This is a genomic window from Pseudomonas sp. R3.Fl (genome assembly GCF_023516765.1).
Lineage (GTDB): Bacteria > Pseudomonadota > Gammaproteobacteria > Pseudomonadales > Pseudomonadaceae > Pseudomonas > Pseudomonas citronellolis.
In genome coordinates, this window is record NZ_JAMGSO010000001.1 from 5,891,886 (window position 1) to 5,915,889 (window position 24,004).

Here is a 24,004-nt window from a genome sequence, read left to right on the forward strand (position 1 = left end):
ATGCGCCTGGCGAGGGTTGAGGTAGCCGGTGAGGTATTCTGGGCATTGCTCGATTCGGATCTGCAGCGCCTTCGCCGCATTCGCGAGCCATTCGCTGCCTGGGCGCAGGTGATCGGGCAGGGGGGGATGATCAACCTGGGACTCGATGATGACTGCCTTGCGCTGTCGGCGTGCCGCTTGCTGCCGCCCTTGGAGCCGGGGGCGCGTGTTTTTGGCGTGGGCTTGAACTATCGCAGCCATCTTGAGCGTCTTGGCAGTTCGCCTCCGGCTCATCCGCTGGCCTACTTGAAGCCGGATTCCGCGCTGGTTGGCGCGTACGACGAAATAGCCTATCCGGCCCTGACCGGACAGCTCGACTATGAGGTCGAGTTGGTCGCTGTGGTTGCCCGGCCGCTAGGCGAGGAAGCGCTGGCCAGTGCTTGTCTACTCGGCTACACGGTCGGCAATGACGTCAGTGCGCGGGACGCGGGGAGGCGTATCGGTCGCCTCGACCTGCTAACTCAGAAAGCCATGGATCGCACTACACCGATCGGTCCCTGGATCGTCACTCTCGACGAATTGGGCGGCACCGGACAGCCTGAGTTGGAGATGGGCCTAGAGGTCAACGGTGAACCGCGTCAGCGGGACAATACTCGGCAGATGATCTTCCCGGTGGACGAATTGCTCGATTATCTTGATGCGCGTATTAGCTTGCGGCCGGGCGACCTGGTGTTCACCGGCTCGACTCACGGTGTGGGCATGGAGGATGGTCGCTTCCTTGCGCCGGGTGATTTGGTCGAGGCGCGCATCGACGGGATCGGCGAGCTGCGCAACCGTGTTGGTCCCCGGCGTATACTGTCTGCTGCGCGAAGTGCCGGGCGGCTGGGCAGGCCTGACGGCGAATGAGTATGGACAGGCAGGCCAACTCTGCTTTGGCAGTGGCGGAACACTCCTCGTTTTGGGCGCCGTTGCGTCATGGCCTGTTCGTCGGCCTTTGGCTGGCCTGTGCGGTCGCCAACCTGGCGATCTGGATGCAGACCGTGGGGGCAGCCTGGATCATGACCCAGCTATCAGCATCACCCCTGATGGTTTCCCTGGTACAGACGGCCATTACCCTGCCTGTCTTCCTGTTCGCTTTGCCGGGCGGGGTGCTCGCTGACCGCATGGATCCACGCCGTTTGTTGCTTCTCACCCAGGCGGTCATCTTGGTGGCGGCCGCAGCGCTCTGCCTGCTGGATTGGGGGGAACTGCTGGAGGCCTGGTCGCTGCTGCTGTTCACGTTCCTGCTGGGGGTCGGTAGCGCCTTGGGTATGGCGGCCTGGATGGTGACGGTGGTCGGAGTCATTCCACGTGAGCAGGTGCCGGCGGCGGTCTCTCTCAATGGTATTTCCGTTAATGCCACTCGGGCCCTGGGGCCGGCTCTGGCCGGCGCACTGATCGTCTGGTGGACCAGCGCCGCAGTATTCCTGGTCATCGCACTATGCATGGCTGCAGTGCTCGTATTCATCTTCCGTCTGCCGGCTCGCGTCCATGCCGACGGCTTGCCACCTGAAACCTTAGTCGGCGGCATGCGCAGCGGCCTGCGCTACATCCGCCACTCGACGGTTCTGTCTAGCGCGCTCAAGCGGGTATTCGTGTTCACCAGTTGCGCCAGCGCGTTATGGGCACTGATGCCGCTGGTAGCCAAGGAGGAGCTGCGCATGGACGCCGGTGGCTATGGGCTGCTGATGGCGTTTATGGGGGCTGGGGCGGTCCTCGCTGCGCTCGGTCTGACCAGCATCTATCGCCGTTTTGCCCTGCGGCGGTTGATCGACGCCGGGGCGCTCGCCTTTGCTGTGGCGACCCTGGCGGCGGCGCTGTCGCGCAGCCAGGTGGTGATCTGTGCCACGCTCCTGCTGGCCGGCATGGGCTGGATGGCGGTGAACGCGACCATTTCCACCGTGGTACAGACTTATGCTGCGAACTGGGTGCGAGCCCGTGTCGCCTCGGTTTACCTCCTGGTGCTGATGGGCTCAATGGCCCTTGGTGGCGCCCTGTGGGGGGCTCTCGCGCAATATCTGGGGTTGCAGCAAAGTCTGCTGCTATCGGCATCGAGCATCTTCCTGGGCTTGTTCCTGACTCGTGGTGGGGCGATCGAGATGGGCCGCGAAGCTGACTTCGCCGATGCCCAGCAAACGGACAAGCCGATGCTGGTCACTGAGGGCGTCGCCCACGGCGACGGGCCGGTGTGCATCGAAGTCGGCTACCGGGTGGATGCTGCCGGGCGTGAGGCGTTTCTGCGTGTGGTCTATGCCGTCGGCCAGACGCGACGGCGTAATGGTGCGCGGAATTGGTGCCTGTACCGTGATCTGGAGGAGTCCAACCGCTACGTCGAGCGCTTCATCGTCGAGTCGTGGCTGGATTACCTGCGCCAGTGCGGACGCATGACCCAGGGGGACGAAGCGCAGGCAGTACCACTTTCGCCTTTTCGCGAGGGCCGATCGACCCGACGCTATGTCAATCAAGCACCGGTAGAGGGCTTCTAGAAATCTCTATATTAAATTTGCTAGTCAATAGTGTTCTCGTTATAGAATTGATCGATAGAAAATAATAGAGAGCACGCCTATGGAAAGCCCAGAGCTCACGGAGGTTGGCAATAGTCGCAAGGGCTCCAGCGTCACGGTGAAACCGGTCGCCAACGCGATTCGCATACTCCGTCATTTGAGCCAGAGCGGGGCGCCGGAGCGTTCGGTGGACATTGCTCGGCGCCTGTCGATCAACCCCAGCACCTGCTTCAACATCCTGCGTACCTTGGCCATGGAGGATGTGATCGATTTCAACCCGATGTCCAAGCGCTATTCGGCCGGCCTGGGATTGGCCCGCCTAGTTGGGCAACTGGTTACCCAAGGGCAGCGTGTGCAATTGGTTAAGCCGCTGCTGCAGGAGTTCGCCGCGCGCATGCAGGTAACTATCACCCTTTGGCGGCGCATGGGGGAGGATCGCATCGTCATCGTTAGCTCGGCGGCCAGTCCTGCCGATGTGCGCATTGACATGGCCGAGGGGCAGCGCTTTCCGATGCTGATGGGGGCCAGCGGTCGGCTGTTCTCGACCCAGCTGGACCTGGACACGCCGGCATTCGAGGATATCTACCATCGGATACGCTGGGCGCGCCACTTGCCAATCGAGACCTATCGCGAGGAAGTTCACCTAGCCGCGGAACGGGGTTGGGCGGTGGACGATGGGTATTTCTCGGTTGGCATCCAGGCGGTCGCTGCGCCGGTGTATTCCCCTGAGGGCGCAATCGATTTCACTGTCTCCGCCGTGATGTTCCGCGGCCAGCGAGACGACGAGGGGGTTGGTGAACTGGCCGCCGAGCTCATCGAGTTCTGTACCTCACTGGCGGGTATTCTGTTCTGATCTCTTGGCTGGTGACCGCGTCAGTCGCAGGCCAGCAGCAGGCTGCCGCCCAATGGGCCGCCGCCGGCGGCCACCACAGAGAGGGAATGTGGTGCAGTCTGGCGTCCTTCCGCGCGTCCCCATAACTGCAGACAGGCTTCGTGGACATAGCCCAGGCCGTGGGTGCGTCCACCGGACAGTTGGCCACCGTTGGTATTGAGTGGCAGCCCGCCGTCCAGGGCGATCCTCGCACCGCCTTCAACAAAGGCGCCGCTTTGTCCCACCGGGCACAGACCCAGGGCTTCCAGCCAGATCATGGTGAGGATCGAAAAGCCGTCGTAGAGTTGAGCCGAGCCGACATCAGCTGGCGTGTAGTCGGTGCGCGCCCACATCATCCGGGCAACGTCGAAGGCTGCCATCTCAGTCAGCGAGATCTGATCCCAGGACCACGGTTGGTTCAGCGCGGCCCCGATGGCCTCTATACGAATAGGAGCATTGCGCGTGTCCCGCGCAGCATCGCGGCGCGATAGGACGATGGCGGTGGATGCATCGCAGTGCACATCACAGTCGTACATGCGCAGGGGGGTGGAAATCATCCGCGAGTGCAGGTAATCGTCCATCGTCATCGGCGTGCGGTAGATGGCCTTGGGATTACGTGCAGCATTGCGTCGGCAGGTCAATGCGATCTGCGCGAGTTGTTCGGGGCGGGTGCCGTATTCGTGGAAATGGCGCTGCGCATAAAGTGCCATCAGGTTGATGCCGGACATGACATTGAAGGGCGTCAGCCATTGCCAAGCGTAGCTACTATCGCGCCCTTGGGTCTTGTTGGTCAGCGCTCCTGCCTGCCTGTTGTGCAGGCGCGCCGTGGCCTCGGTGATGGTTCGGAATACCAGGACGTGGCGGCAAAGACCGGCGGCGATGGCCATTGCCCCGTTGATCACCCCGGCCAGAGGGCCAGGCCCCTCGTAGCCGGCGCCAAACCAGTTGACGTTCAACCCTAGGGCGCTTTTCAGGGCGCTGGGGCCGACTGGCGAGAAGGGATCGCCATTGTTGTTGTCGCCCGGCCAGCAGGCGACGCCATCGATGTCATGGCGCTCAAGGCCTGCATCGGCAATTGCTTCCAGGCAGGCATCGAGGGTCAGGTGCATAGCTGACTTGCTAGACGGCCGGGCCACCTCGGACTGGCCGATGCCGGTGATAGCGACCTCTTTTTCGTAGCGATGAGGGGGCATCATTGATCCTTCTCAAACAGAGGGAGCCAGACATCCTCGATGTGGAGGAAGCTGACCCGTACCAGCATGTCGATCCGCACTTGGAGCGGGTCCATCCCAATTACATTGCTGACGAAACGCAGGCCCTGCTGCTCGACCAGCTCGATAATGGCGACGACGTAGGGTACTTCCAGGTCGGCGACCCAAGGCTGGTAGTTGAGGGTGTAGCTCAGCACCTTGCCTCTTCCTGACACCGCGCGAGGTGCGACCTCCCGGCTCGCGCAGCGGGGGCAGATTGGCCCGGGCGGGTGGAAATAGTGTGCGCAGCCCTGACAATGGTGGATCAACAGCTGGTCGTGCTCGCCACCCTGCCAGAAGGCGCGGTTGTCGGCGTTGAGGGCGGGCAGTTTTCTGGTCATTCGCGGAACCTGCGAGCACTGGCTTGGATGTATGTGCTCTAATAATTGCACATATTTTCTAGAAGTGTCATATATTTATGCCGGGTTATACGCTAACCACATAGCTCGCTATCTAACAACAAGAGGATCCTTTTGCCATGTCCCGGCCTTTGCAAGACAAGACAATCATCGTCACCGGCGGGTTCGGTGCTCTCGGCGGGGCCGTTGGTCGCCTGCTGCTGGAGCGCGGTGCGCAGGTTGCTCTGCTCGATCGCGCCGAAATTCCAGCTAGTCTGGGCGATGTTTCTGGGGTTCTGCCCTTGGGCGGCGTCGACCTGACCTCTACCGAGTCGGCGCGGCTTGCCGTGGCCCGGGTGGTGGAGCGCTTCGGACACCTCGACGGCCTAATCAACGTCGCTGGTGGGTTCGCCTGGGAATCCTTCGAGGATGGCGCTCTGGATACGTGGGATCGCCTGTATCAGATCAACCTTCGTACGGCTCTGGTGAGCAGCCAGGCTGCGCTGCCCTATTTGCTTGCTGCCGAGTCCGGACGCATCGTGAACATTGGCGCTCTGGCGTCCCTGAAGGCGGGCCTGGGCATGGGCGCGTATGCCGCCTCCAAATCCGGGGTGGCACGCCTCACTGAAACACTGGCTGAAGAGCTCAAAGATCGTGGGGTCACCGTCAATGCGGTACTGCCAAGCATCATCGACACTCCAGCGAATCGCGCAGACATGCCGGACTCCGATGCCAGTCGCTGGGTAACGCCGGAGGCTTTGGCCAGAGTAATTGCATTCCTGCTCTCGGACGATGCCACACCCATTACGGGAGCCTGCCTGCCTGTGGCTGGTCGGGTATGACGCCCGTGGCCTTCTGCTGCTCTTCGACTGGAGTACAAAAGTCATGAGATTGGTAACCTTTACCGACGGCAACGGGTTTGCGCGTGCCGGGGCCTTGCTGGAGAACGACCAGATCGTCCTGGACCTACAGGCCGCCTGCCAGGCCCGATACGGAAGCGAGCGTCCCGAGTTGGTCAGCGTGCTGGCGCTGGTCGAGGCCGGGGAGGAGGGCTTGGCTCTTGCCCGTTCGATGGTGGAGCAGGTTCCTGCAAGAGCCGTGCGTGCCCGGGCGGCGGTGAAGCTGCACGCACCGATTCAGCCACCGCCGCAGATGCGCGATTGCTCCTGTTTCGAGCTACACCTGCGGCAGAGCTTTGCCGCAGCACGCCGGGCCCGTGCACTGCGAACGCCAGACCCGGAGGCTACGCTCAAGGCGATGAATACGCGTGCCGACGAGCGCGTCATCGAAACCTTCAACCGCCAACCCATCTACTACAAATGCAACCGCTTCGCGGTCATCGGTATTGACGACGAATTCCAGTGGCCGAGCTTCAGCAAGGCGCTGGACTTCGAGCTGGAGTTCGGTTGCTACATCGGCAAGCGTGGTAAGGACATCAGTCGCGATGCGGCCCGCTCGCACATCGTCGGTTACACCATCTTCAACGACATGAGCGCCCGCGACGCCCAGGCTGCGGAGATGCCCGGCATGCTCGGCCCTGCCAAGAGCAAGGACTTCGACACGGCGAACATCATGGGGCCATGCCTGGTGACGGCTGATGAGTTGGGCGACCCCTACGATCTGGAGATGGTCGCGAAGGTGAACGGCGAGGAGTGGGGGCGTGGCAACACTCGTGAGATGCGCTGGTCCTTCGAGGACGTCATCGCCCATGTGTCGCGTTCGGAAACGCTCTATCCCGGGGAGTTCCTCGGCTCCGGCACGGTCGGCAACGGCTGTGGCCTGGAGCAGTTGCGCTATCTGAAGTCTGGCGATTTGGTCGAACTGGCGGTGGAGGGTATTGGTGTGCTGCGCACCCGGGTGGGGCGCGCGGAGCAAGGGGGGGGCTGATATGTCTCAAGCCGCAGCTCTGTTGGCACGTGATATCCCAGAGCGTTGCTTTGCGCTTTATGTGTACATTTTGGTTAAAAGTGTCTTATATTCTGCCGAGGCTTTCATTCGCCGTAGTGCCCTGATCAGGAGGCAATCATGCTAACAAGAACAAGCCCTGTATTGTCCGACGGAACCAAGGTTTCCGACCTTATCTTCCCCGATACCCGCGAAGTACAGATGCGCGTGCTGTCGGACCGCGAGATCTACGAGCTGGAGATGGAGAAGATCTTCGGCAAGATCTGGGTGTTCCTCGGCCATGAGTCCGAGATTCCCAACTCCGGCGACTTCGTTGTGCGCGACATGGGCTCCGACTCAGTGATCGTCGCCCGTGGAAAGGATGGCGAGGTTTATGTAAACCTCAACGTCTGCCCCCACCGCGGCATGCGCATCAGCACCGCCGACTGCGGCAATACGCAAATCCACAAGTGCATCTACCACGGCTGGGCGTTCCGTCCCAACGGTGACTTCATCGGCTCGCCGGTGGAGCGCGAATGTATGCATGGCAAGATGTTACCCAAGGAGGCGCTTGGCCTGAAGAAGGCTCGGGTCACGCTCTATGGCGGGTTGATCTTCGCCACCTGGAACGTCGATGGTCCCTCCTTCGATGAGTTCCTCGGCGATGCCAAGTGGTACTATGACATGCTGTTCTGCCGTTCTGACAAGGGCATGGAAGTGCTCGGTCCGCCGCAGCGTTTCATTGTCAATGCCAACTGGAAGACTGCTGGTGAGCAGTCCGCCGCCGATGGCTTCCATACCTTGACACTGCACCGCTGGCTGGGCGAGGTCGGTAACTATGCGAAGAAAGGCGACGGTGAAGGTGAAGGCGCCGACCTCAGTCCGGAGATGATCGGTGTGGAGGTCAGTTCGCCGCACGGCCATGCTCTTCGCTGCATTGACCTAGCCCGCAAAATCAAACGCCTTACCGGTCTCGACCCTGCGGAACTGTCGGTGCAGGAGAAGCTGAACGCCTTGCCGCCGGCCGGGATGACGCGTGAAATGGTTGAGCAGTTGGCGCGCAATCTCAGTGAGGAGCAGCTTGAGGTACTGACTAGCATGCCACCGCAGGTTGGTGGGATGTTCCCGAACATACTGTTCGGGTTCGTCTATATCCCGCAGCCGGATGGATCGGTGGTTGGCTCCATGACCATGCACGCATACGTGCCTCAGGGGCCCGACAAGCTCGAGTTCGTCAACTGGATCTTCGCCGAGAAGGACGCACCAGCAGAACTGCGCGAGAAGATGCTCAGGCAGACTATCCAGCTATTCGGTACCTCCGGGATGGTCGAGCAGGATGACTCCGATACCTGGCCGCACATGACCCTGGCTGCCAAGGGGGCGATGGGCCGCCAGATGACCCTCAAGTACCAAGCCTGCTATGAGACCGGCGCGCCTGCGGGCTGGCCAGGGCCGGGCATCGTCAACGAGGGCTTCACCAAGGACGACACCCAGTGGCATTGGTGGTTGTACTGGCATGAACTGATGACGGCGGAGAGCTGATCGTCGCGTCGTTCCAGGCAAAACCACACATTTCAGGAGTTACACATGGCCCAAGTACAAGAGCGCGGCGTCGATCAGATCCAGCCGGGGTCGCCCGTCGGTATCAAGCGCGTCCCGGTAGGTTCGGATATCTACAACCAGGTGGTGACCTTCCTCTATGAGGAGGCGACCCTGTTGGATCAGATCCGTCTGCAGGAATGGGGTGCACGCTTGGCTCCAGACCTCGTCTATACCGTACCGCTTCGCCACACCCGCCTGCAGTCGGAATTGTCCACCACCATCGTGCGTACCGTGCAGCATTACCATGACGACTACCGTTCGATCATGGGGCGAATTCTGCGGCTGTCCGGCAAGAGCGCGTGGGCGGAGGATCCGCCCTCGCGCACCCGGCGCCTGGTGACCAACGTCTTCGTCGAGGAGACCGAAAAGTCCAACGAGTTCGTGGTGACCAGTTACTTGCTGTTGACCCGCAATCGCTTCAAGGACCACCATGTCGACATCATAAGTGGTGAGCGCCGGGATGTGTTGCGTTTGACTGATGAGGGCTTCAAGCTGGCGTGCCGCGAGGTCATTCTTGATCAGGCCGTGTTGGGCACGCCGAACCTCGCCGTGTTCCTCTGACGACCCTACCATGGCGCTCCCTTCTTTGAAGGGAGGCCTAATTCCGTTGTGGGCCTCGGTGCCGGGGCGAGTTATACCGGTACAGGTTTTTTTCATGTTGGCCCTCTCTTGGTGGGCGTGCTGACGTTTTCGGAGCGCACGTTATCTGCCGAAGCCAGCGTCATGTTGTGTCGGAGTTTTGTTTCATCCGGTTTGGCTCACCCCCTTCCCCTAAGGGGAAGGGGGCTGGTGAGTTGGCATCAGTGGCTGGCTGGTTATTCTCCGGCCAGCCAGTCTTGGTCGCCCGAGCATAGATGTGCTGCCGTGTCGCTGAAATCCCAAGTTGAACCCTTGATCCGTAGGGCTTGCGCAGCCCGTGCCGGTTGCTGGCTATAGCAGAGACTGGTGCTGGATGCATGGACCTGGGAGTCCAGTGGATGCTGGCGGCCCAGTGAAATCTGGGTGCACCTGCGTAGCAATAGCGCAGCTTCCGCATCTTCTTCGGGAAGATGGCTAAGGGCCCAGCGAGCCATTCCTTCGCGCAGATTTACCCCGCAGTAGGGCGCTGGCCCTTCGATGATCGAGCCTCGTACCTCCCAGCTCAGCAGGAGCCTCCCATCACGAAGCAGTACCGGTGTCGTGCGTTCGTTGACGCGGTCCGGTACTTGGACATCGTAGCATCGGCGGAGCGTTCCGCGGGCCGCATTGGCGATGGCCAGGCCGGCAAGGTCTAGCAGGTGTGTGCATTGATGCTGGGCATCGGTCTGCCGGGTCACTGTATGGGCGATATGGCTGAGTGGCATGCCGATCAGTTGCTCCAACTGATCGGTTGCTTGTGGGCAGGCGGAGTAGGGGTAGCGCAAGGCCTCCCCGCCAATCTCCCGTACGATGCCGTCACTATGGTGTAGCCAGACGCGGAAGTGATGGAAGTCGTCCTCAAGAGTAGCCCGTATCTCTCGCATGGCATCCTGTGGCGTAGAGACGATTTCCACTCGGCGGCGGAACATGCTGGTCATCGTTTTTTCCTTGCGCTGGTTTCCGCAGGTGCCTGATCTTGCGGATTGAAGTATATTTGAACAGTATACGCAAAAGTGTTCATCTAAAAACAAGAAGGAATTCGTTATGAAGCTATTGCAAGAGCAGATAGCGCTGGTAACTGGCGCTGGTGGCGGTATTGGTCGCGGCGTGGCGTTGAGCTTTGCCAAGGCCGGCGCCGCGGTAGTGATAGCCGAGCTGGACGAGGCCTCTGGCAAGGCTGTGGAGGGCGAGTTGCTGGCGCTTGGCGCGCGCGCGGTTTTCATCAGAACCGACGTGACCAGCAAGGTGGATATTGAGGCGGCTATCCAGGTGGCAGTGGAGCGTTTCGGAGGGCTGGATATTCTGGTCAACAATGCGTTCGCCCCCACGCCCAATGTGCTACTGGAGGAGAAGACCGACGAGATGCTGGCTCGGACCCTCGACTCCACCTTGTGGGCCGCTTGGTGGTCGATGAAGGCTGCACTGCCGCACATGCGCGTGCGCGGCGGCGGCAAGATCATCAACTTCTACTCCATCGACACCGAGGTCGGTGCTTGGCTGCATGGCGACTACAACGCAGCGAAGGCTGGTGTCGTCGGTTTGACCCGCAGTGCGGCCTCGGAGTGGGGGCGTTTCAACATCCGCGTGAACGCCATTGCGCCTACCGCCATGGGGGCAACCTTCCATAAGCTGGCGGCGGAGAGCCCGGGGTTTGCCGAGCGTTCCGCCGCTCTACGCCCGTTGGGGCGTTGCGGGGAGCCGGAGGAAGATATTGGGCCAGTAGTGGTATTTCTGGCTTCTGAGATGTCGCGCTTCGTCACCGGCGAGACTCTCCATGTCGATGGCGGGCTGCACCTCCCTGGCTACAATTCCCGACCGGCCACCGTACCTGTGCGCGAATACTGACGGGAGGCATCGAGCGCGGCTATTGCCACCGCGCTTTCTTCTGTAACACGGGGCGAGGTCGCAAGATCAGGGTGAGGTGCACACTAGTTCCATCGCGAGGAAGGATAGCGAGCCCCGGCCAGTCAGAAAGTGAGGCCGGGGCTGCATGGCGGGTCAGCGCTTGGCGATCTTGATATCAGTGTCTTCCAGGTCCCAGGTGTCGGCTGTCTTGCCTTCGTCGCGCAGCTCATACTTCAGCACGCGGCCCTGGGGGTTCTTCGGCAGGTTGGTGCGGAACTCGATGTAGCGGGGCAGGGCGTAATAAGGGACTGACTCGACAGCCCAGTGGAACAGCTCTTCCGGAGTCAGGCAGGCCCCTTCATGTAGCACTGCGGTCACCTTGACGTCGTCCTCGCCCTTGTCGGACGGCACGGCATGCACGGCAACCTCGGCCAGGGCCGGGTGCACAGCGAAGGCGGCTTCCATCTCGAAGCTGGAGATATTTTCGCCACGGCGGCGCAGGTAATCCTTCTTGCGATCGACGAAATAGAAGAAGCCTTCGTCGTCGAACTTGCCGACGTCGCCGGTGTGGAACCACATGTTGCGCATCAGCTTCAGGGTATCTGCGGGGCGATTCCAGTAGCCCTGGAACATGATGTCCGGACGTAATGGGCGGACGACGATTTCGCCGGGAGTGTTGGCGGGCAGTTCTTGGTCGTTGTCATCGACGATCCGCACGTCGAAGTCTGGGATGCGTTTGCCGGACGAGCCAGGCGCTGCGTATTCGCCGGCGGCCAGAGAAGTGACTACGCAAGCCTCGGTGAGGCCATAGCCATTTCCGCCGACCAGTTTGCTGCCGAAGCGTTCGCGCCAGATTTTCTTGGTTTCCTCGGTATAGGGGTTGCCGCGAGCAGTATGGATCTGACCATAGCAGCGTTTCATCGCCTCGTTGTCAGGGGCCTGAGCTAGCAGGCCACCCATTCCGCCGAGGATGGAGGCAATAGTAGCGCCGGAACGCTCGACTTCCTGCCAAAAGTTGGAGACCGAGAAGCGCGGTAGGATCGCTGCCCGTGCACCAACGAGGATGCTGGCGATGATGCTGACGCACAGGGCGTTCATGTGGAACAGCGGCAGGGGCGTGATGGTTACGTCGTTTTCGTTGGCCGGACCGGCTCGCAGCTGTAGGCGCGCCAGATTGCACATGAAGTTGTAACTGATCATGCAGCCCTTTGAGGGGCCGGTGGTGCCAGAGGTATAGATCAGACAAGCCAGGTCGGAAGCTTCCGGTTTGACGCTCAGAGGGGTGTCGTCGTTGCCACGGTGTTCGTCCAAGGCGGCGATAGGAATGCGGCAGTTCTTGGGAGCAATGAAGTCACCGCGACAGAGAATCCGGGTGACGTTAGTGAGCTGCTCGGCCAGCGGAGTGATGCGTGTCAGGTAGTCCGCTTCGCAGATGACCAGATGGGTTCCGGTGTCAGCGATCTGGTGACGGAGGAACTCGCCTTTGAGCGCGGTGTTGATCGGAACGCTAACTGCACGCAGCTTGTTGATCGCCAGCCAGCACACGACAGCGTCGATGTTGTTGTCCAGCATTGTCAGCACGGTCTCGCCTGGTAGCACGCCGAGGTTCGAGAGCGCATGGGCCATGCGGGTGGAAATCGAGTCGACTTCAGAATATGTGTATAACTTTCCGCTGAAATCCAATAGGACTCGGTCTGGATGCTTTGCTACCGCTCGTTCAAGCGCTGCGATAACAGTGTCTCGTTCCCCCATGGACCAGGTGTCCGGATGGCCAGTGCCGCTCATGTCTCGATCTCCTTAGGGCCTGCCCTGGTGCGGGCAAGCGATTTTATTTTGAAGAGAGAATGCCATTCTAGATTCAAATTTTACAGATGTCTTCAGTTAAAATTTGAACAGGTTTTGCTGATACTGCCTATATCTTGTGGTAGTGTTGCTCTTATTTAGCCGCTGAGAATCCTTGTCAATGACTTCGAAAGCCACCAGATCGAGCAAGGGCGCGAGTGACAAGCTCGCCAGAAAGAATGCCAGTCCTGCGGAGAAGCCTGCTACCGTCACGAAAAGGCCTGTTCAGAAAAATGGTGTTGCCTCGTCGGTGAATGGCAAGGTAAGGCCCAATAAGCGCTCCGAGGAGACCGTTACGAATATCCTGTCTGCCACCGAGGAGGTGGTGCTGCGCTCCGGCGCAGATCGGATATCGATCCTGGATGTTTGCCAGGTGGCTGGGGTGTCCCGGGGGACGTTCTATCGCTACTTCTCCTCCCAGGAGGACTTGCTGGATACCTTCTCCCGCCACAAACGGGACAGCTTCCATGAGTCGCTGGCCTTGGCGCTGGGGGATATTGCCGACCCCGACGCGCGTTTGAATGCGCTGATTACCTACCTCGATAATTACCTTGAGCAGAGCCGCGCCCGACGCTTGCTCGTGGTGGCGCCTGACTATGCCCTGGGTTTCTTCCGACGGATATTCCATGATTCCATCGTGCGCTTTCAGGATCTGCTGGGGATCGTGTTCGATGAGTGGGATGCCCGGCTAGGCATCAAGATCGACCGGGAGCTGGTCTGCGAAATGATCATTCGCTATGTCCTGAGCGAAGTGCTCGTGCCCGAGGGGGTTAGTCGTCGTCTCTTGCCGGTACGTGTACGGAAACTCGTCGTTGCCTTGACTGTCGGCTCCACCTCGCGCTCTCGCCGCTGATCGACCTTGCCGCCACCCTCTGCTAGGGGGTGGCTGGCTCCTTCCTCTCTCCCGTCCTCTCTGCTTTAGCCCCGCCCTCACTCAGTCGCACCCTTCCCATCCGATCTCGTCTCCCCCCTTTTTTTTGGTTCTTCGCGGAGTCTGGGGAAAGAGCGGATTGACAGTCAGGGAAGCGGGTAGATTGGCAGTCGCCAAACGAACCAACCCCCACCCCCTGCTGTCGCCGTGCATCCTATTGATCTTGCTGCTTTCTGGCCAGGCTACGAAGTCATCGCCTGCCACCCATCTGCCGACAGCACCCTGCTGATCGAGCTCAAGCCTCACGCCAGCGCTGTCCCCAAATGCGGGCGCTGCGGTCAGGCCAGTCCATTAATCCACGAACGGCGGATTCGCCGGGTGCGTGATCGCGATCTGTTCGACCAGCGCGTCCTGCTCCAACTGCCGGTGCGCCGCGTCGACTGCCTGCGCTGTGGTCGGGTGACCGAGCGGATCGACTGGCTGGAGCCAGCGTCGCGCTTGACCCAGCGCTTGCGCATCTGGCTCGAGGCTTTGCTGCAATTACTGCCCATCAGTCACGTCAGTCGCCTCGTCGGTCTGCATTGGCACACGCTCAAGCAGCTCGACAAACGTCGTCTAGAGGCCGCAGTCGGTGCTTTCGAGCCGGGTGACGTTCGCCGTCTGGTGATGGACGAGTTCGCTCTTCACAAAGGACATCGTTACGCCACCGTGATCATGGATGCGCAGCGGACACGCGTGCTGTGGGTCGGGCATGGCAACAGCCGCGAGGCGATTCAGCCGTTCTTCGAACTGCTCGGTGAGCGCTGCCAGCAAATCGAGGCCGTGGCGATGGACATGAACACCGCCTTCGATCTGGAAGTAAAACAGCATTGCCCCCGTGCCGAAGTGGTCTACGACCTATTCCACGTGGTGGCTCGCTATGGCCGGGAGGTGATCGACCGCATCCGTGTCGATCAGGCCAACGCGCTACGCCAGGACAAAGCGGCACGCAAGGTAATCAAGCAGAGTCGTTGGTTGCTGCTGCGCAATCGCGAAAACCTCAAGGATCAGCAAGCCGTGCAGTTGCAGGAAATCCTCGAGGCCAACCAGCCACTGGCCACGGTCTACGTGCTCAAGGATACGCTCAAGGAAATCTGGTACGCCCCCAGCGTGCGGGAGGGTTGGCGCCGCTGGCGGGACTGGTTGCGCCACGCCAGGGACAGTGGCCTGGCCCCGCTGCAACGCTTCGCTCGCAATCTGCGCAAATACGTCCGAGGCATCCTGGCCAGCGCTCGCTTCCCCATGCACACCAGCCTGCTGGAAGGGGTAAACAACCGCATCAAGGTGATCAAGCGCATGGCCTATGGCTTCAGGGACTCCGCCTACTTTTTCCTGAAAATCAAGGCCGCCTTCCCCGGGAAAGCGCGATGAACCTTTTTTTTTCCTTACCCATTCCTCCTGGGGCTGTTCTGCTACCGCTCGTCTCGAGAGGTTGGAGTCGGGGTTGTGTCTTGTGATCTTAAAAATAAATTGAACAGTTTTTTGATTTATGATCAATTTAAAATTATGCTTCACCATGAAAGCGGGCCTGACGCGCATGTTGAGTGATGTGTACCCGGCTAGGCCGGGTACGCCACGAGCGTTGCGCTACATAAACACAAAAAATGCCACTCTGAGGTATCCAGACTATGCTCATCGATCTTCACGCCCACGCGCCCCATCCCGACTACTACGACCAGCATCCCTACTGGGGACCGGCCTTCGAGCTGCAACCCGATGGCGACATCAAGCTGCGAGTGGGAGACTGGATACTGACCCTGGGTGCTCCGGAGCGTAAGAAGGCGCTGCGCGAGGCGCATGCTCGTGGCGAAACGCTGAACGTGGCGGAATACATGGCGAAATGGCGTGACCCGAGCCATCGCCTCGCTGCGATGGATGCGGCGGGTCAGGCTGCCCAGGTGCTCTCGGTGCCGAGCCATTGCTACATGTACTGGACGGAAGCCGAGTTCGCCGTGCCCTTTGCTCGCCGGGTCAATGATGCGCTGGCGAGCTACTGCTCTGCAGCGCCCAATCGCTTGATGTTCTGGGCACACGCGCCACTGAATGTACCGCACGAGGCGGCCAAGGAAATCCGTCGTGCCTGCACCGTACTGGGCGCCAAGGGCCTGGTTGCCGGTGGTTCCAACTTTGGCGGGCTGGAATACGACTCACCCGAGCTGGATCCCGTGTGGGAGACACTGTGCGACCTCGACCTGCCGATTTTCGTGCATGGCTACAACCAGTCCGTAACCTGGGGTAAGGACGCCAATACCGATCGCTATGAGACGACCGCGATCGTGGGTATGAACTATGACGAAACCAAGTGCTTCTGGTACCTGATCAATGGCGGTGTGCTGGATCGCTTCCCGAACCTGAAGGTCTACATCACTCATGGTGGTGGCTTCGTGCCCTATCAGTTGGGGCGCATGGCGCAGACCAACCCCAATCTCGACGTCTATCACAACAAGAAGCCATTCCTGGATTATCTGTCCAACTTCTATTTCGACGTGGAGTTGCACGAGCTCCCCATGCGTCAGGCCATGCTGGACGTCATTGGTGCTGATCGAGTGGTGTACGGCTCCAACTTCGGCGGCAGTGATGCGGTGCGCCATGACCTGACGGAAGGGCTGCGCCTATCCGACGAGGATCTGCAGAAGATCCGCTGGAAAAACGCCTGTGATCTCCTGCACCTGGATCCGACCAAATTGGGCAAGGTGGGTGCCTGATGAAGCTGGCGCGCTGTTCCTATTTCCAAACGGGGCCCTTCTGGGCTGTCGTTGACCCTGAGCGCGACGAGGTCCATGCCATCGATGGGGAATTTTCCCAGTGGGCCCCCGCATTGGCCAGGGGGGCAGGTATCAGTGCCCTGCGCCTTTCTGGACCGTCGCTACCGCTGTCTAAGATGTGCCTCCTACCTCCGATCGAACCGGTCAACCGGGTGGTGGTGGCGGGTGCAAACTATGCCAAGCACCTGGCTGATGACTTCGGCCTCGCCAGCCCTCCACAGCCGGTGGCCTTCCTCAAAGCCTACGGTGCGCTGATCGGCGCGAAAGACCCGATTCGCTATCCACCCCTGACCGAGGAGCTAGACCACGAGGTCGAATTGGTGGCGGTGATCGGTAATTCCGAGATAGACCTGGATGACCCGCTGGCCAGCGTTCTGGGCTACACCGTTGGCAACGACGTCAGCGCACGGGACCTGCAGCGCAGTGGTCCGGCGGGTATCGGCATGGACCTGTTTGCGGCCAAGAGTCAGGACTGTACCACCGGGCTTGGGCCCTGGATCGTCACCAAGGACGAGTTTCCAGTCGGCTCACCTGAGCTGCGCCTAATCCTTAAGGTCAACGGCGAGATTCGACAAGACGGCTCGACCGCGGAGATGACCTGGGATGTCGGCCAGCTGATTCGTTTCGTCCAGCAGCGATCCAGCTTTGCCTGTGGTGACGTGCTGTTCACCGGTTCGCCGGCCGGTGTCGGCATGGGAACTGGCCGATTCCTCAATCCCGGGGATGTCGTCGAGGCAACCATCGAGGGCATAGGCACATTGTGCAACGTAGTGGGCAAGAAGTCCCGCGACTGAATCGAGAGCGAAGCATGAGCACTGATAAACAAGAAAAGATCGTGGTAGTGGGGGCTGGTCTGATGGGGACCGGTATTGCGCACGGGTTCGCCAGTTCCGGCTATCCCACCGTGCTGGTGGATACCAACCCTGAGTCGTTGTCCCGCGCCAGGGGCAATATCGGCAAGATCCTCGAGGATGGTGTATCGCTTGGCAAAGTCTCCGCTGAGTCGGCGCAGGCATCCTTGGCGCGCCTGTCCACCAGCGGCGACCTGGCCGAGGCCGCGCAGGGGGCCGATTGGCTGGTGGAAACGGTTTCCGAGCGACTGGATGTGAAGAGGGCGGTGGTTGCCCAGGCCGAGCCGCTGCTCGCCCCCGGCGCAATCATCGCCACCAATACCTCGGCGCTGAGTGTGACCGAGATCGCCGCCGCCCTAGCCAGCCCCGAGCGGGTCATCGGCATGCATTTCTTCAATCCGGTGCACAAGATGAAGCTGGTGGAGCTGGTTCGCGGTCTGGCGACCAGTGACGAGGCGCTGGTGCGTACTCGTGAGCTGTGCGGTGCAATGGGTAAGACCTCGATCGTTGTCAACGAGTCGCCTGGCCTGACCACCAGCCGGATGTCCGCATTGCTCGGCAACGAGGCGATGTACATGCTCCAGGAGGGTACGGCCAGTGCTGAGGATATCGACACGGCTCTGCGTCTGGGTTTCAACCACCCCATGGGGCCTTTGGAGCTGGGTGACCTGACCGGCTGGGATACCCGATTGTCTGTCTTGCGCTACCTGCATCAGACCTTGGGCGAGAAGTTCCGGCCGTGCCCTCTGATTATCAAGATGGTCGCCGCCGGGCGCTTCGGCCGCAAGACCGGGCATGGCGTCTATCGCTATGAAGAGGGCACGCGGGTGCCGGGCTCCGGCCTCAAGGCGAGTGCACTATGAAAGACATAGTGATCGTCGATGCAGTACGTACGCCGATTGGCCGTTTCCGCGGTGGTTTGGCCGGTGTGCGTGCCGATCACCTGGGAGCACTGGTGATTGGCAAGCTGCTGGAGCGCGTAGGCCTGTCGCCAGCGCAGGTTGATGACGTGATACTCGGCTGCGTCACCCAGATCGGCGAACAGTCGGCCAACATTGCCCGAACCGCGTTACTTGGTGCCGGCTGGCCGGTGGATATCCCTGGGCTGACCATCGACCGCAAGTGCGGGTCGGGAGAGGTGGCGGTGCATGTCGCCGCTGGCGCCATTGCCGCCGGGGGCGTTGACATCGTGGTTGCCGGCGGGGCGGAGAACATGAGCCGTGTACCGATGGGGAGCAACCGCGAGATCCACGGCGAAGCTTTTGGTTGGATGGCTGCCGAGCGTTATGAGCTGACCAGTCAGGGTGAGGCCGCCGAGCGTATTGCCGACAAGTGGTCGCTCAGCCGTGACGAACTGGACGACTACGCCTTCGTCAGCCATAGCCGGGCGGCCGCTGCGGCTGATTCCGGGTATTTCGCTAATGAAATCGTCGAAGTACCGGTCGAGGGTTTGCGCGAGCATGGGTTTAGCGAACCTGTAGCACCGCTGCGGGCGGACGAGACCATTCGTCGTGACACGTCCCGGGGTAAGTTGTCGACCTTGAAGACCAGTTTCCGCCCTGAGGGCGGCCGCATCACCGCCGGAAACTCTTCACAGATTTCCGATGGTGCGGCAGCACTGCTGTTGATGTCGGTGGAAACTGCTCAGCGTCTGGGATTGAAGCCTCGGGCTCGGATTCGTGCGTTCACCACGGTGGGGGCTGACCCGACGCTGATGCTTACTGGCCCGATCGCTGCCACCTACAAGGTGCTGCAGAAAGCTGGCCTGGGCATCAGTGATATCGATTTGTTCGAGGTCAACGAGGCCTTCGCTTCGGTACCGCTAGCCTGGATGCATGAAACCGGTGTCTCGCACGAGCGACTCAATGTCAACGGTGGTGCCATCGCCCTGGGCCACCCGCTTGGCGCTAGTGGCGCACGGCTGATGACCACGCTGCTGAACGAGTTGGAGCGGCGCGGTGCCCGTTATGGGCTGCAGGCGATTTGCTGTGCCGGAGGCATGGGGACCGCAACCATCATCGAGCGCCTTGGTTGAACAGATGGAGAGGGCTGCAGGCATAGCGCGAATTTCCATGGTACCGCTGGAGGATATGCCGGCCGAGCTGCGCGAGGCCATCGTGTGGGGGCAGGAAACCCGCATGCTCAGTTCGACAAGGCCGATCCAGGTCTGGGCGCATCGCCCTGGCCTGGCCCTGGCCTGGCTGGAGCTGATGGCCGGCTTCTATCGGGACAGCTTGCTGGACGAGCGCTTGCGCGAGCTGTTGCGGCTGAAGATCGCCAGTATCACCACCTGCCAGGCATGCCAGTTGGCGCGCAAGTCCGATGAGGTCAGCGAGGACGATATTGCCTGCTTGGCGACCGACAGTGAGCGCTTCACTCCTGCCGAGCGGGCTGCTCTGCGTTTTGCCGAACTGTTCGCGGGTGACTACATGGCCATCGACGACGAGCACTACGCACGAATGGCCGAATTCTTCAGTCCGGCTCAGGTGACGGAAATCAACCTCTATTGTGCCCTGATGCTAGCCGGTGGTCGTATGACTTACGTCCAGCAAGCTTATTGAACGCATTGTTCATACGCCTTGGCTGGGCATTTCTTTTCTTGATTTTGGGCAAAATGTAAAAAATCGTTCAGATTTATGCATAGCGTGCCTAATATGCCCGATAGGGCGTGTCCCTCACGGGGCCACGCATACCGGCTACGTACAACAAGAAAGGAGATGTCCATGTCCGCCCCGGCCCAAAGCAACTTGGAGCAAGTCTTCGCCAATGTCGCGAGCAACTACCGAGGTGCCGATATCGATCTGCACGCGGTATATCGTGAGATGCGCGAGAAATCCCCGGTTCTCCCGGAGAACTTCATGGCGCGCCTGGGTGTGCCGTCGATTGCCGGACTTGATCCTGACCGTCCGGTTTTCACGCTGTTCAAGTACGACGATGTCATGGCGGTGATGCGCGATGCCACGAATTTCACCAGTGGCTTCATCGCCGAGGGGCTGGGGTCGTTCTTCGATGGCCTGATCCTCACCGCCATGGATGGACTCGCGCACAAGAACATCCGCAGCCTGCTGCAGCCGGTGTTCATGCCCGAGACAGTCAATCGCTGGAAGGAATCCAAGATCGATCGGGTTATCCGCGATGAGTATCTGAAGCCCATGGTTGCTAGCAAGCGTGCGGATCTCATGGAATTCGCCCTGTACTTCCCCATTCGCGTGATCTACTCGCTGATCGGCTTCCCCGAGGACCGTCCCGAGGAGATAGAGCAGTATGCCGCCTGGGCGCTGGCTATCCTGGCTGGTCCGCAGGTTGATCCCGAGAGGGCTGCCGCCGCACGTGGCGCGGCGATGGAGGCCGCCCAGGCTCTCTATGACGTGGTCAAGGTGGTAGTAGCGCAACGTCGTGCCGAAGGCGCTGCGGGCGATGACCTGATCAGCCGTCTGATTCGGGCCGAGTACGAGGGGCGCTCACTTGATGATCATGAGATCACCACCTTTGTCCGTTCGCTGCTCCCGGCGGCGAGCGAGACTACCACTCGTACCTTTGGCACCTTGATGGCACTGCTGCTGGAGCGGCCGGAGCTACTGGCGCGTATCCGTGAGGACCGCAGCCTAGTGCCCAGAGTCATCGACGAAACGGTGCGCTACGAGCCGGTGGCCACTTTCAAGGTGCGCCAGGCGGCCAAGGACGTCGAGATTCGTGGCGTGGCCATTCCCAAGGGGGCCATGGTCTCGTGCATTGTCAGCTCGGCCAACCGTGACGAGGACGCGTTCGAGCAGGCCGACAGCTTCAACATCGACCGCAAGTCCAGGCCGTCGTTCGGTTTCGGTTTCGGTCCGCATATGTGCATTGGTCAGTTCGTCGCCAAAACAGAAATCAACTGCGCGCTTAATGCCGTCCTCGACCTGATGCCCAATATTCGCCTCGATGTCGGCAAACCGGCCCCACAAATTATCGGAGCGCAACTGCGTGGCCCCCATCACCTACATGTGATCTGGGATTGAGCCACGTGGCCCTGGTCTTTGCGGGGCGTGCTCGATGTGTTCCTGATAGAATATGTAGTTGAACATATTTAAAAAAAGTGTTTAATTTATCTCGGTCGTGCTCTATGATCGGAAACACATCAGGAACCCGTAAGCCAAGGGGAAAACAACAATGAAGATTGAAGATCTGATTCTTGTCAGCGTTGATGACCACGCGATCGAGCCGCCGAATGCCTTTGCACGTCACATGCCGGCCCGCTTCAAGGGGCGCGAGCCCCACGTTGTCAAGCGCGGAGAGCGCGATGTGTGGGTCTTCGAGGAGCAGGCCACCGGTTATATGGGCCTCAACTCGGTGGTCGGGCGGCCCAAGGAGGAGTACGGCATGGAGCCGCTGGGCTATGAGCAGATGCGCCGCGGCACCTGGAACATCAGTGATCGTGTGGACGACATGAACGCCAATGGCGTACTCGGCTCACTCTGCTTCCCGACCTTTCCTGGCTTCGCCGGCCAGCGCTTCCAGAACCACTCGGACCGCGCCGTGTCCCTGGCGGCCATCCAGGCCTACAACGACTGGCACCTGCACGATTGGTGCAATGCCGCGCCGGGACGTTTCATCCCGCTGATGCTGGTGCCCTGGTGGGACATGCAGGCCGCAGCCGCGGAGGTTGCGCGCTTGGCCAAGCAAGGCGTGCATGCCCTCTCGCTATCCGACAACCCGGCGATTCACGGCTTCCCGTCGATCCACAGTGACTACTGGGACCCGCTATGGAAAGCCTGCGCCGACCACAACGTGGTGATCTGCTGCCACATCGGTACCGGCGTCAAGGCCGAGCACGCCTCCGACCTGTCTCCGATCGACGCCTGGATCACCTCTATGCCGATCTCCATCGCCAACTCGGCGGCCGACTGGATTTGGGCGCCGATGTGGAAGAAATTCCCGAGCCTACGTATGGCCCTGTCCGAAGGCAGCATCGGCTGGATTCCCTACTTGCTGGAACGCGCCGACTTCACCCATCGCCATCACAACGCTTGGACCAATTCCAACTTCGGTGGACAGATGCCTAGCGACATCTTCAAGAAGCATTTCATCACCTGCTTCATCGAGGATAACTTCGGGCTGCAGAACCTGAAGTTCATGAACGAAGAGATGGTGACCTGGGAAAGCGACTACCCGCACTCCGACTGCACCTGGCCGAACTCGCCGGAAACGGCCTGGGAAGGCCTGAGGCACTTGCCCAAGGAGACCATCGACAAGGTCACCCACCTCAACGCCATGCGCGAGTTCTCCTACGACCCGTTCGCGATTCTCGGTCGCGAGAACTGCACGGTCGGCGCCTTGCGCGCCCAAGCTGCGCACGTGAAAACCGAGCCGGCGCTGGGCCTTGGTGGCGCCGACCACGGGCGTGCCGATGGCAAGCCGGTCACTTCTGGCGACATCAATGCGATGTTTGCGAAGGCAGACGCCGGCACTGCTCTCTGATAAGGCGCCTACCAGCCCTCTCCCTTAATGTCGGGGAGGGCTGGCGGGTTTCGGCTCACCTGTCAGTGATTGGCCTTGTGCCCCATTTCGAGAGTTCGCATGTCTATCGCTCAATTCACTTACAGCAGGATTCCCCACGAAGCGGAGTTGCTCCGCCACGAGGTGCGGACATTTCTCCAGGACTATCTTGCCGAGTATCCGGCGACCGCCCGGGCGCAATCCTGGATGGGGTTCGATGCGGGGTTCAGTCGCCAGCTCGGCGCCCGGGGCTGGGTCGGCATGGCGTTGCCGAAGCGCTATGGCGGCATTGAAGCCGGTCCTTTCTCTCGCTACGTAATCATTGAGGAGTTGCTGGCCTCCGGTGCACCGGTGTCGGCGCACTGGATTGCTGACCGGCAGAGCGGCCCGCTGATAAACCGTTTCGGCAGCGAGGCGCAGAAAGACCGTTACCTTCCGTCGATCTGCCGCGGCGAAAGCTATTTCTGCATTGGTATGAGCGAGCCGAACTCAGGTTCCGACCTAGCTTCGATCAAGACCTCCGCTCGTCGCAATGACGGTGGTTGGTTGCTCAACGGACAGAAGGTGTGGACCACAAACGCCCAGCACTCGCATTTCATGATCGCCCTGGTGCGTACCGGCGAGAAGCAGGCGGCGCGCCATGAGGGTATGTCGCAGTTCATCGTCGACCTCAGCCTGCCGGGGATCATCATCCGTCCCATCCGAGACCTGGCCGGTGGCGAGCATTTCAACGAGGTGTTCTTCGACAACGTTCAGCTCGATGCGGATGCGCTGATCGGTACCGAAGGCAAGGGCTGGGAGCAGGTCACCGCCGAGCTGGCTTTCGAGCGTAGCGGTCCGGAACGCTTCCTCAGCTGCATGGCCTTGTTCAGGACACTGATCGATGCACTCGGCCACAGTCCGGATGCCCTACAGTGCCGCGAGGTTGGCCGCCTCACGGCGAAGCTGCTGACCTTGCGCAATATGTCATTGGCAGTCACCGCGCAACTGGCTGCCGGCGAGCATCCGACCTGGGCTGCTTCCTGCGTCAAGGATCTGGGCAATCTGTTCGAGCAGGAACTGCCCGAGGTCGCCCAACTGCTGGTCGAGGCCGAGCCTCGCCTAGTTGGTGGCAGCGAACACGCCCGGGTCCTGGCCTATCTGATGCAGATGGCACCTTCCTTCTCTCTGCGCGGTGGTACTCGCGAAATCCTGCGCGGCATCATCGCGCGTGGCCTGGGGTTGCGATAAT

22 protein-coding genes are annotated in these 24,004 nt (G+C 60.7%); 18 read left to right on the forward strand and 4 right to left on the reverse strand.

The window, feature by feature from the left end; translation table 11 throughout:
• The 3 genes from M8R19_RS26040 to M8R19_RS26050 all read left to right on the forward strand — a co-directional run bounded on the left by M8R19_RS26040 (position 1) and on the right by M8R19_RS26050 (position 3,375).
• Positions 1-885: a fumarylacetoacetate hydrolase family protein gene (locus M8R19_RS26040; RefSeq protein ID WP_058490414.1), complete on the forward strand. Its 885-nt coding sequence runs from the start codon at positions 1-3 to the stop codon at positions 883-885.
• The gene (locus M8R19_RS26045; protein WP_116424775.1) at positions 882-2,504 is read left to right on the forward strand and encodes an MFS transporter; all 1,623 of its coding nucleotides are present in this window, start codon (positions 882-884) and stop codon (positions 2,502-2,504) included. Before M8R19_RS26040 ends, M8R19_RS26045 begins: the two co-directional genes overlap by 4 nt.
• A gap of 79 nt (positions 2,505-2,583) precedes the next feature.
• Positions 2,584-3,375, forward strand: a complete 792-nt coding sequence (locus tag M8R19_RS26050; protein WP_058490410.1) for an IclR family transcriptional regulator — start codon at positions 2,584-2,586, stop codon at positions 3,373-3,375.
• Positions 3,376-3,395: 20 nt separating this feature from the next.
• Here the strand turns inward: M8R19_RS26050 and M8R19_RS26055 are convergent, their stop codons facing one another.
• Both M8R19_RS26055 and M8R19_RS26060 read right to left on the reverse strand, forming a co-directional pair.
• A complete protein-coding gene (locus tag M8R19_RS26055; RefSeq protein WP_370686639.1) occupies positions 3,396-4,589 on the reverse strand; it encodes a thiolase family protein in 1,194 nt (397 codons plus the stop codon).
• Complete coding sequence (locus M8R19_RS26060) at positions 4,586-4,984, reverse strand: Zn-ribbon domain-containing OB-fold protein (RefSeq protein ID WP_058490405.1); 399 nt, start codon at positions 4,982-4,984, stop codon at positions 4,586-4,588. Before M8R19_RS26060 ends, M8R19_RS26055 begins: the two co-directional genes overlap by 4 nt.
• A gap of 137 nt (positions 4,985-5,121) precedes the next feature.
• Between M8R19_RS26060 and M8R19_RS26065 the strand changes: the two genes are divergently transcribed.
• The 4 genes from M8R19_RS26065 to M8R19_RS26080 all read left to right on the forward strand — a co-directional run bounded on the left by M8R19_RS26065 (position 5,122) and on the right by M8R19_RS26080 (position 9,028).
• On the forward strand, positions 5,122-5,823 hold the full coding sequence (locus tag M8R19_RS26065) for an SDR family NAD(P)-dependent oxidoreductase (protein WP_058490403.1): 702 nt from the start codon (positions 5,122-5,124) through the stop codon (positions 5,821-5,823).
• Between the two features lie 43 nt (positions 5,824-5,866).
• Positions 5,867-6,868: a fumarylacetoacetate hydrolase family protein gene (locus M8R19_RS26070; protein WP_058490401.1), complete on the forward strand. Its 1,002-nt coding sequence runs from the start codon at positions 5,867-5,869 to the stop codon at positions 6,866-6,868.
• A 138-nt stretch (positions 6,869-7,006) separates the two neighbouring features.
• The gene (locus tag M8R19_RS26075; RefSeq protein WP_058490397.1) at positions 7,007-8,407 is read left to right on the forward strand and encodes an aromatic ring-hydroxylating dioxygenase subunit alpha; all 1,401 of its coding nucleotides are present in this window, start codon (positions 7,007-7,009) and stop codon (positions 8,405-8,407) included.
• Between the two features lie 45 nt (positions 8,408-8,452).
• Positions 8,453-9,028, forward strand: coding sequence for an aromatic-ring-hydroxylating dioxygenase subunit beta (locus M8R19_RS26080; RefSeq protein WP_058490396.1), 576 nt, complete (start codon positions 8,453-8,455; stop codon positions 9,026-9,028).
• A gap of 254 nt (positions 9,029-9,282) precedes the next feature.
• Here the strand turns inward: M8R19_RS26080 and M8R19_RS26085 are convergent, their stop codons facing one another.
• Positions 9,283-10,023: a DUF2889 domain-containing protein gene (locus M8R19_RS26085; RefSeq protein WP_058490395.1), complete on the reverse strand. Its 741-nt coding sequence runs from the start codon at positions 10,021-10,023 to the stop codon at positions 9,283-9,285.
• Between the two features lie 106 nt (positions 10,024-10,129).
• On the opposite strand from M8R19_RS26085, the gene M8R19_RS26090 reads away from it, so the two are divergent.
• A complete protein-coding gene (locus M8R19_RS26090) occupies positions 10,130-10,930 on the forward strand; it encodes an SDR family NAD(P)-dependent oxidoreductase (RefSeq protein ID WP_058490394.1) in 801 nt (266 codons plus the stop codon).
• A 153-nt stretch (positions 10,931-11,083) separates the two neighbouring features.
• Here M8R19_RS26090 and M8R19_RS26095 read toward each other — a convergent pair whose 3' ends face one another.
• Positions 11,084-12,715, reverse strand: a complete 1,632-nt coding sequence (locus tag M8R19_RS26095) for an ATP-dependent acyl-CoA ligase (protein ID WP_058490392.1) — start codon at positions 12,713-12,715, stop codon at positions 11,084-11,086.
• A gap of 178 nt (positions 12,716-12,893) precedes the next feature.
• Here M8R19_RS26095 and M8R19_RS26100 point away from each other — a divergent pair, with 178 nt between their 5' ends.
• The 10 genes from M8R19_RS26100 to M8R19_RS26145 all read left to right on the forward strand — a co-directional run bounded on the left by M8R19_RS26100 (position 12,894) and on the right by M8R19_RS26145 (position 24,003).
• A complete protein-coding gene (locus M8R19_RS26100) occupies positions 12,894-13,625 on the forward strand; it encodes a TetR/AcrR family transcriptional regulator (protein WP_058490387.1) in 732 nt (243 codons plus the stop codon).
• Positions 13,626-13,850: 225 nt separating this feature from the next.
• On the forward strand, positions 13,851-15,053 hold the full coding sequence (locus M8R19_RS26105; RefSeq protein WP_249916914.1) for an ISL3 family transposase: 1,203 nt from the start codon (positions 13,851-13,853) through the stop codon (positions 15,051-15,053).
• 257 nt (positions 15,054-15,310) lie between these two features.
• On the forward strand, positions 15,311-16,387 hold the full coding sequence (locus M8R19_RS26110) for an amidohydrolase family protein (protein WP_058490386.1): 1,077 nt from the start codon (positions 15,311-15,313) through the stop codon (positions 16,385-16,387).
• Positions 16,387-17,241, forward strand: coding sequence for a fumarylacetoacetate hydrolase family protein (locus M8R19_RS26115; RefSeq protein WP_058490385.1), 855 nt, complete (start codon positions 16,387-16,389; stop codon positions 17,239-17,241). Before M8R19_RS26110 ends, M8R19_RS26115 begins: the two co-directional genes overlap by 1 nt.
• Positions 17,242-17,255: 14 nt before the next feature.
• On the forward strand, positions 17,256-18,161 hold the full coding sequence (locus M8R19_RS26120; protein ID WP_058490384.1) for a 3-hydroxyacyl-CoA dehydrogenase: 906 nt from the start codon (positions 17,256-17,258) through the stop codon (positions 18,159-18,161).
• Positions 18,158-19,333 carry a thiolase family protein gene (locus tag M8R19_RS26125; RefSeq protein ID WP_058490383.1) on the forward strand — a complete coding sequence of 392 codons (1,176 nt, stop codon included), beginning with the start codon at positions 18,158-18,160 and terminating at the stop codon, positions 19,331-19,333. The genes M8R19_RS26120 and M8R19_RS26125 overlap by 4 nt, the downstream gene beginning before the upstream one ends.
• 37 nt (positions 19,334-19,370) lie before the next feature.
• Positions 19,371-19,859: a carboxymuconolactone decarboxylase family protein gene (locus M8R19_RS26130; protein ID WP_058490382.1), complete on the forward strand. Its 489-nt coding sequence runs from the start codon at positions 19,371-19,373 to the stop codon at positions 19,857-19,859.
• A 162-nt stretch (positions 19,860-20,021) separates the two neighbouring features.
• Positions 20,022-21,296, forward strand: a complete 1,275-nt coding sequence (locus tag M8R19_RS26135; RefSeq protein ID WP_058490381.1) for a cytochrome P450 — start codon at positions 20,022-20,024, stop codon at positions 21,294-21,296.
• Between the two features lie 151 nt (positions 21,297-21,447).
• A complete protein-coding gene (locus M8R19_RS26140; protein ID WP_058490380.1) occupies positions 21,448-22,755 on the forward strand; it encodes an amidohydrolase family protein in 1,308 nt (435 codons plus the stop codon).
• 99 nt (positions 22,756-22,854) lie between these two features.
• Entirely contained in the window at positions 22,855-24,003 is a 1,149-nt protein-coding gene (locus tag M8R19_RS26145; RefSeq protein ID WP_058490379.1) for an acyl-CoA dehydrogenase family protein, read from the forward strand.
• Position 24,004: the final 1 nt, after the last annotated feature.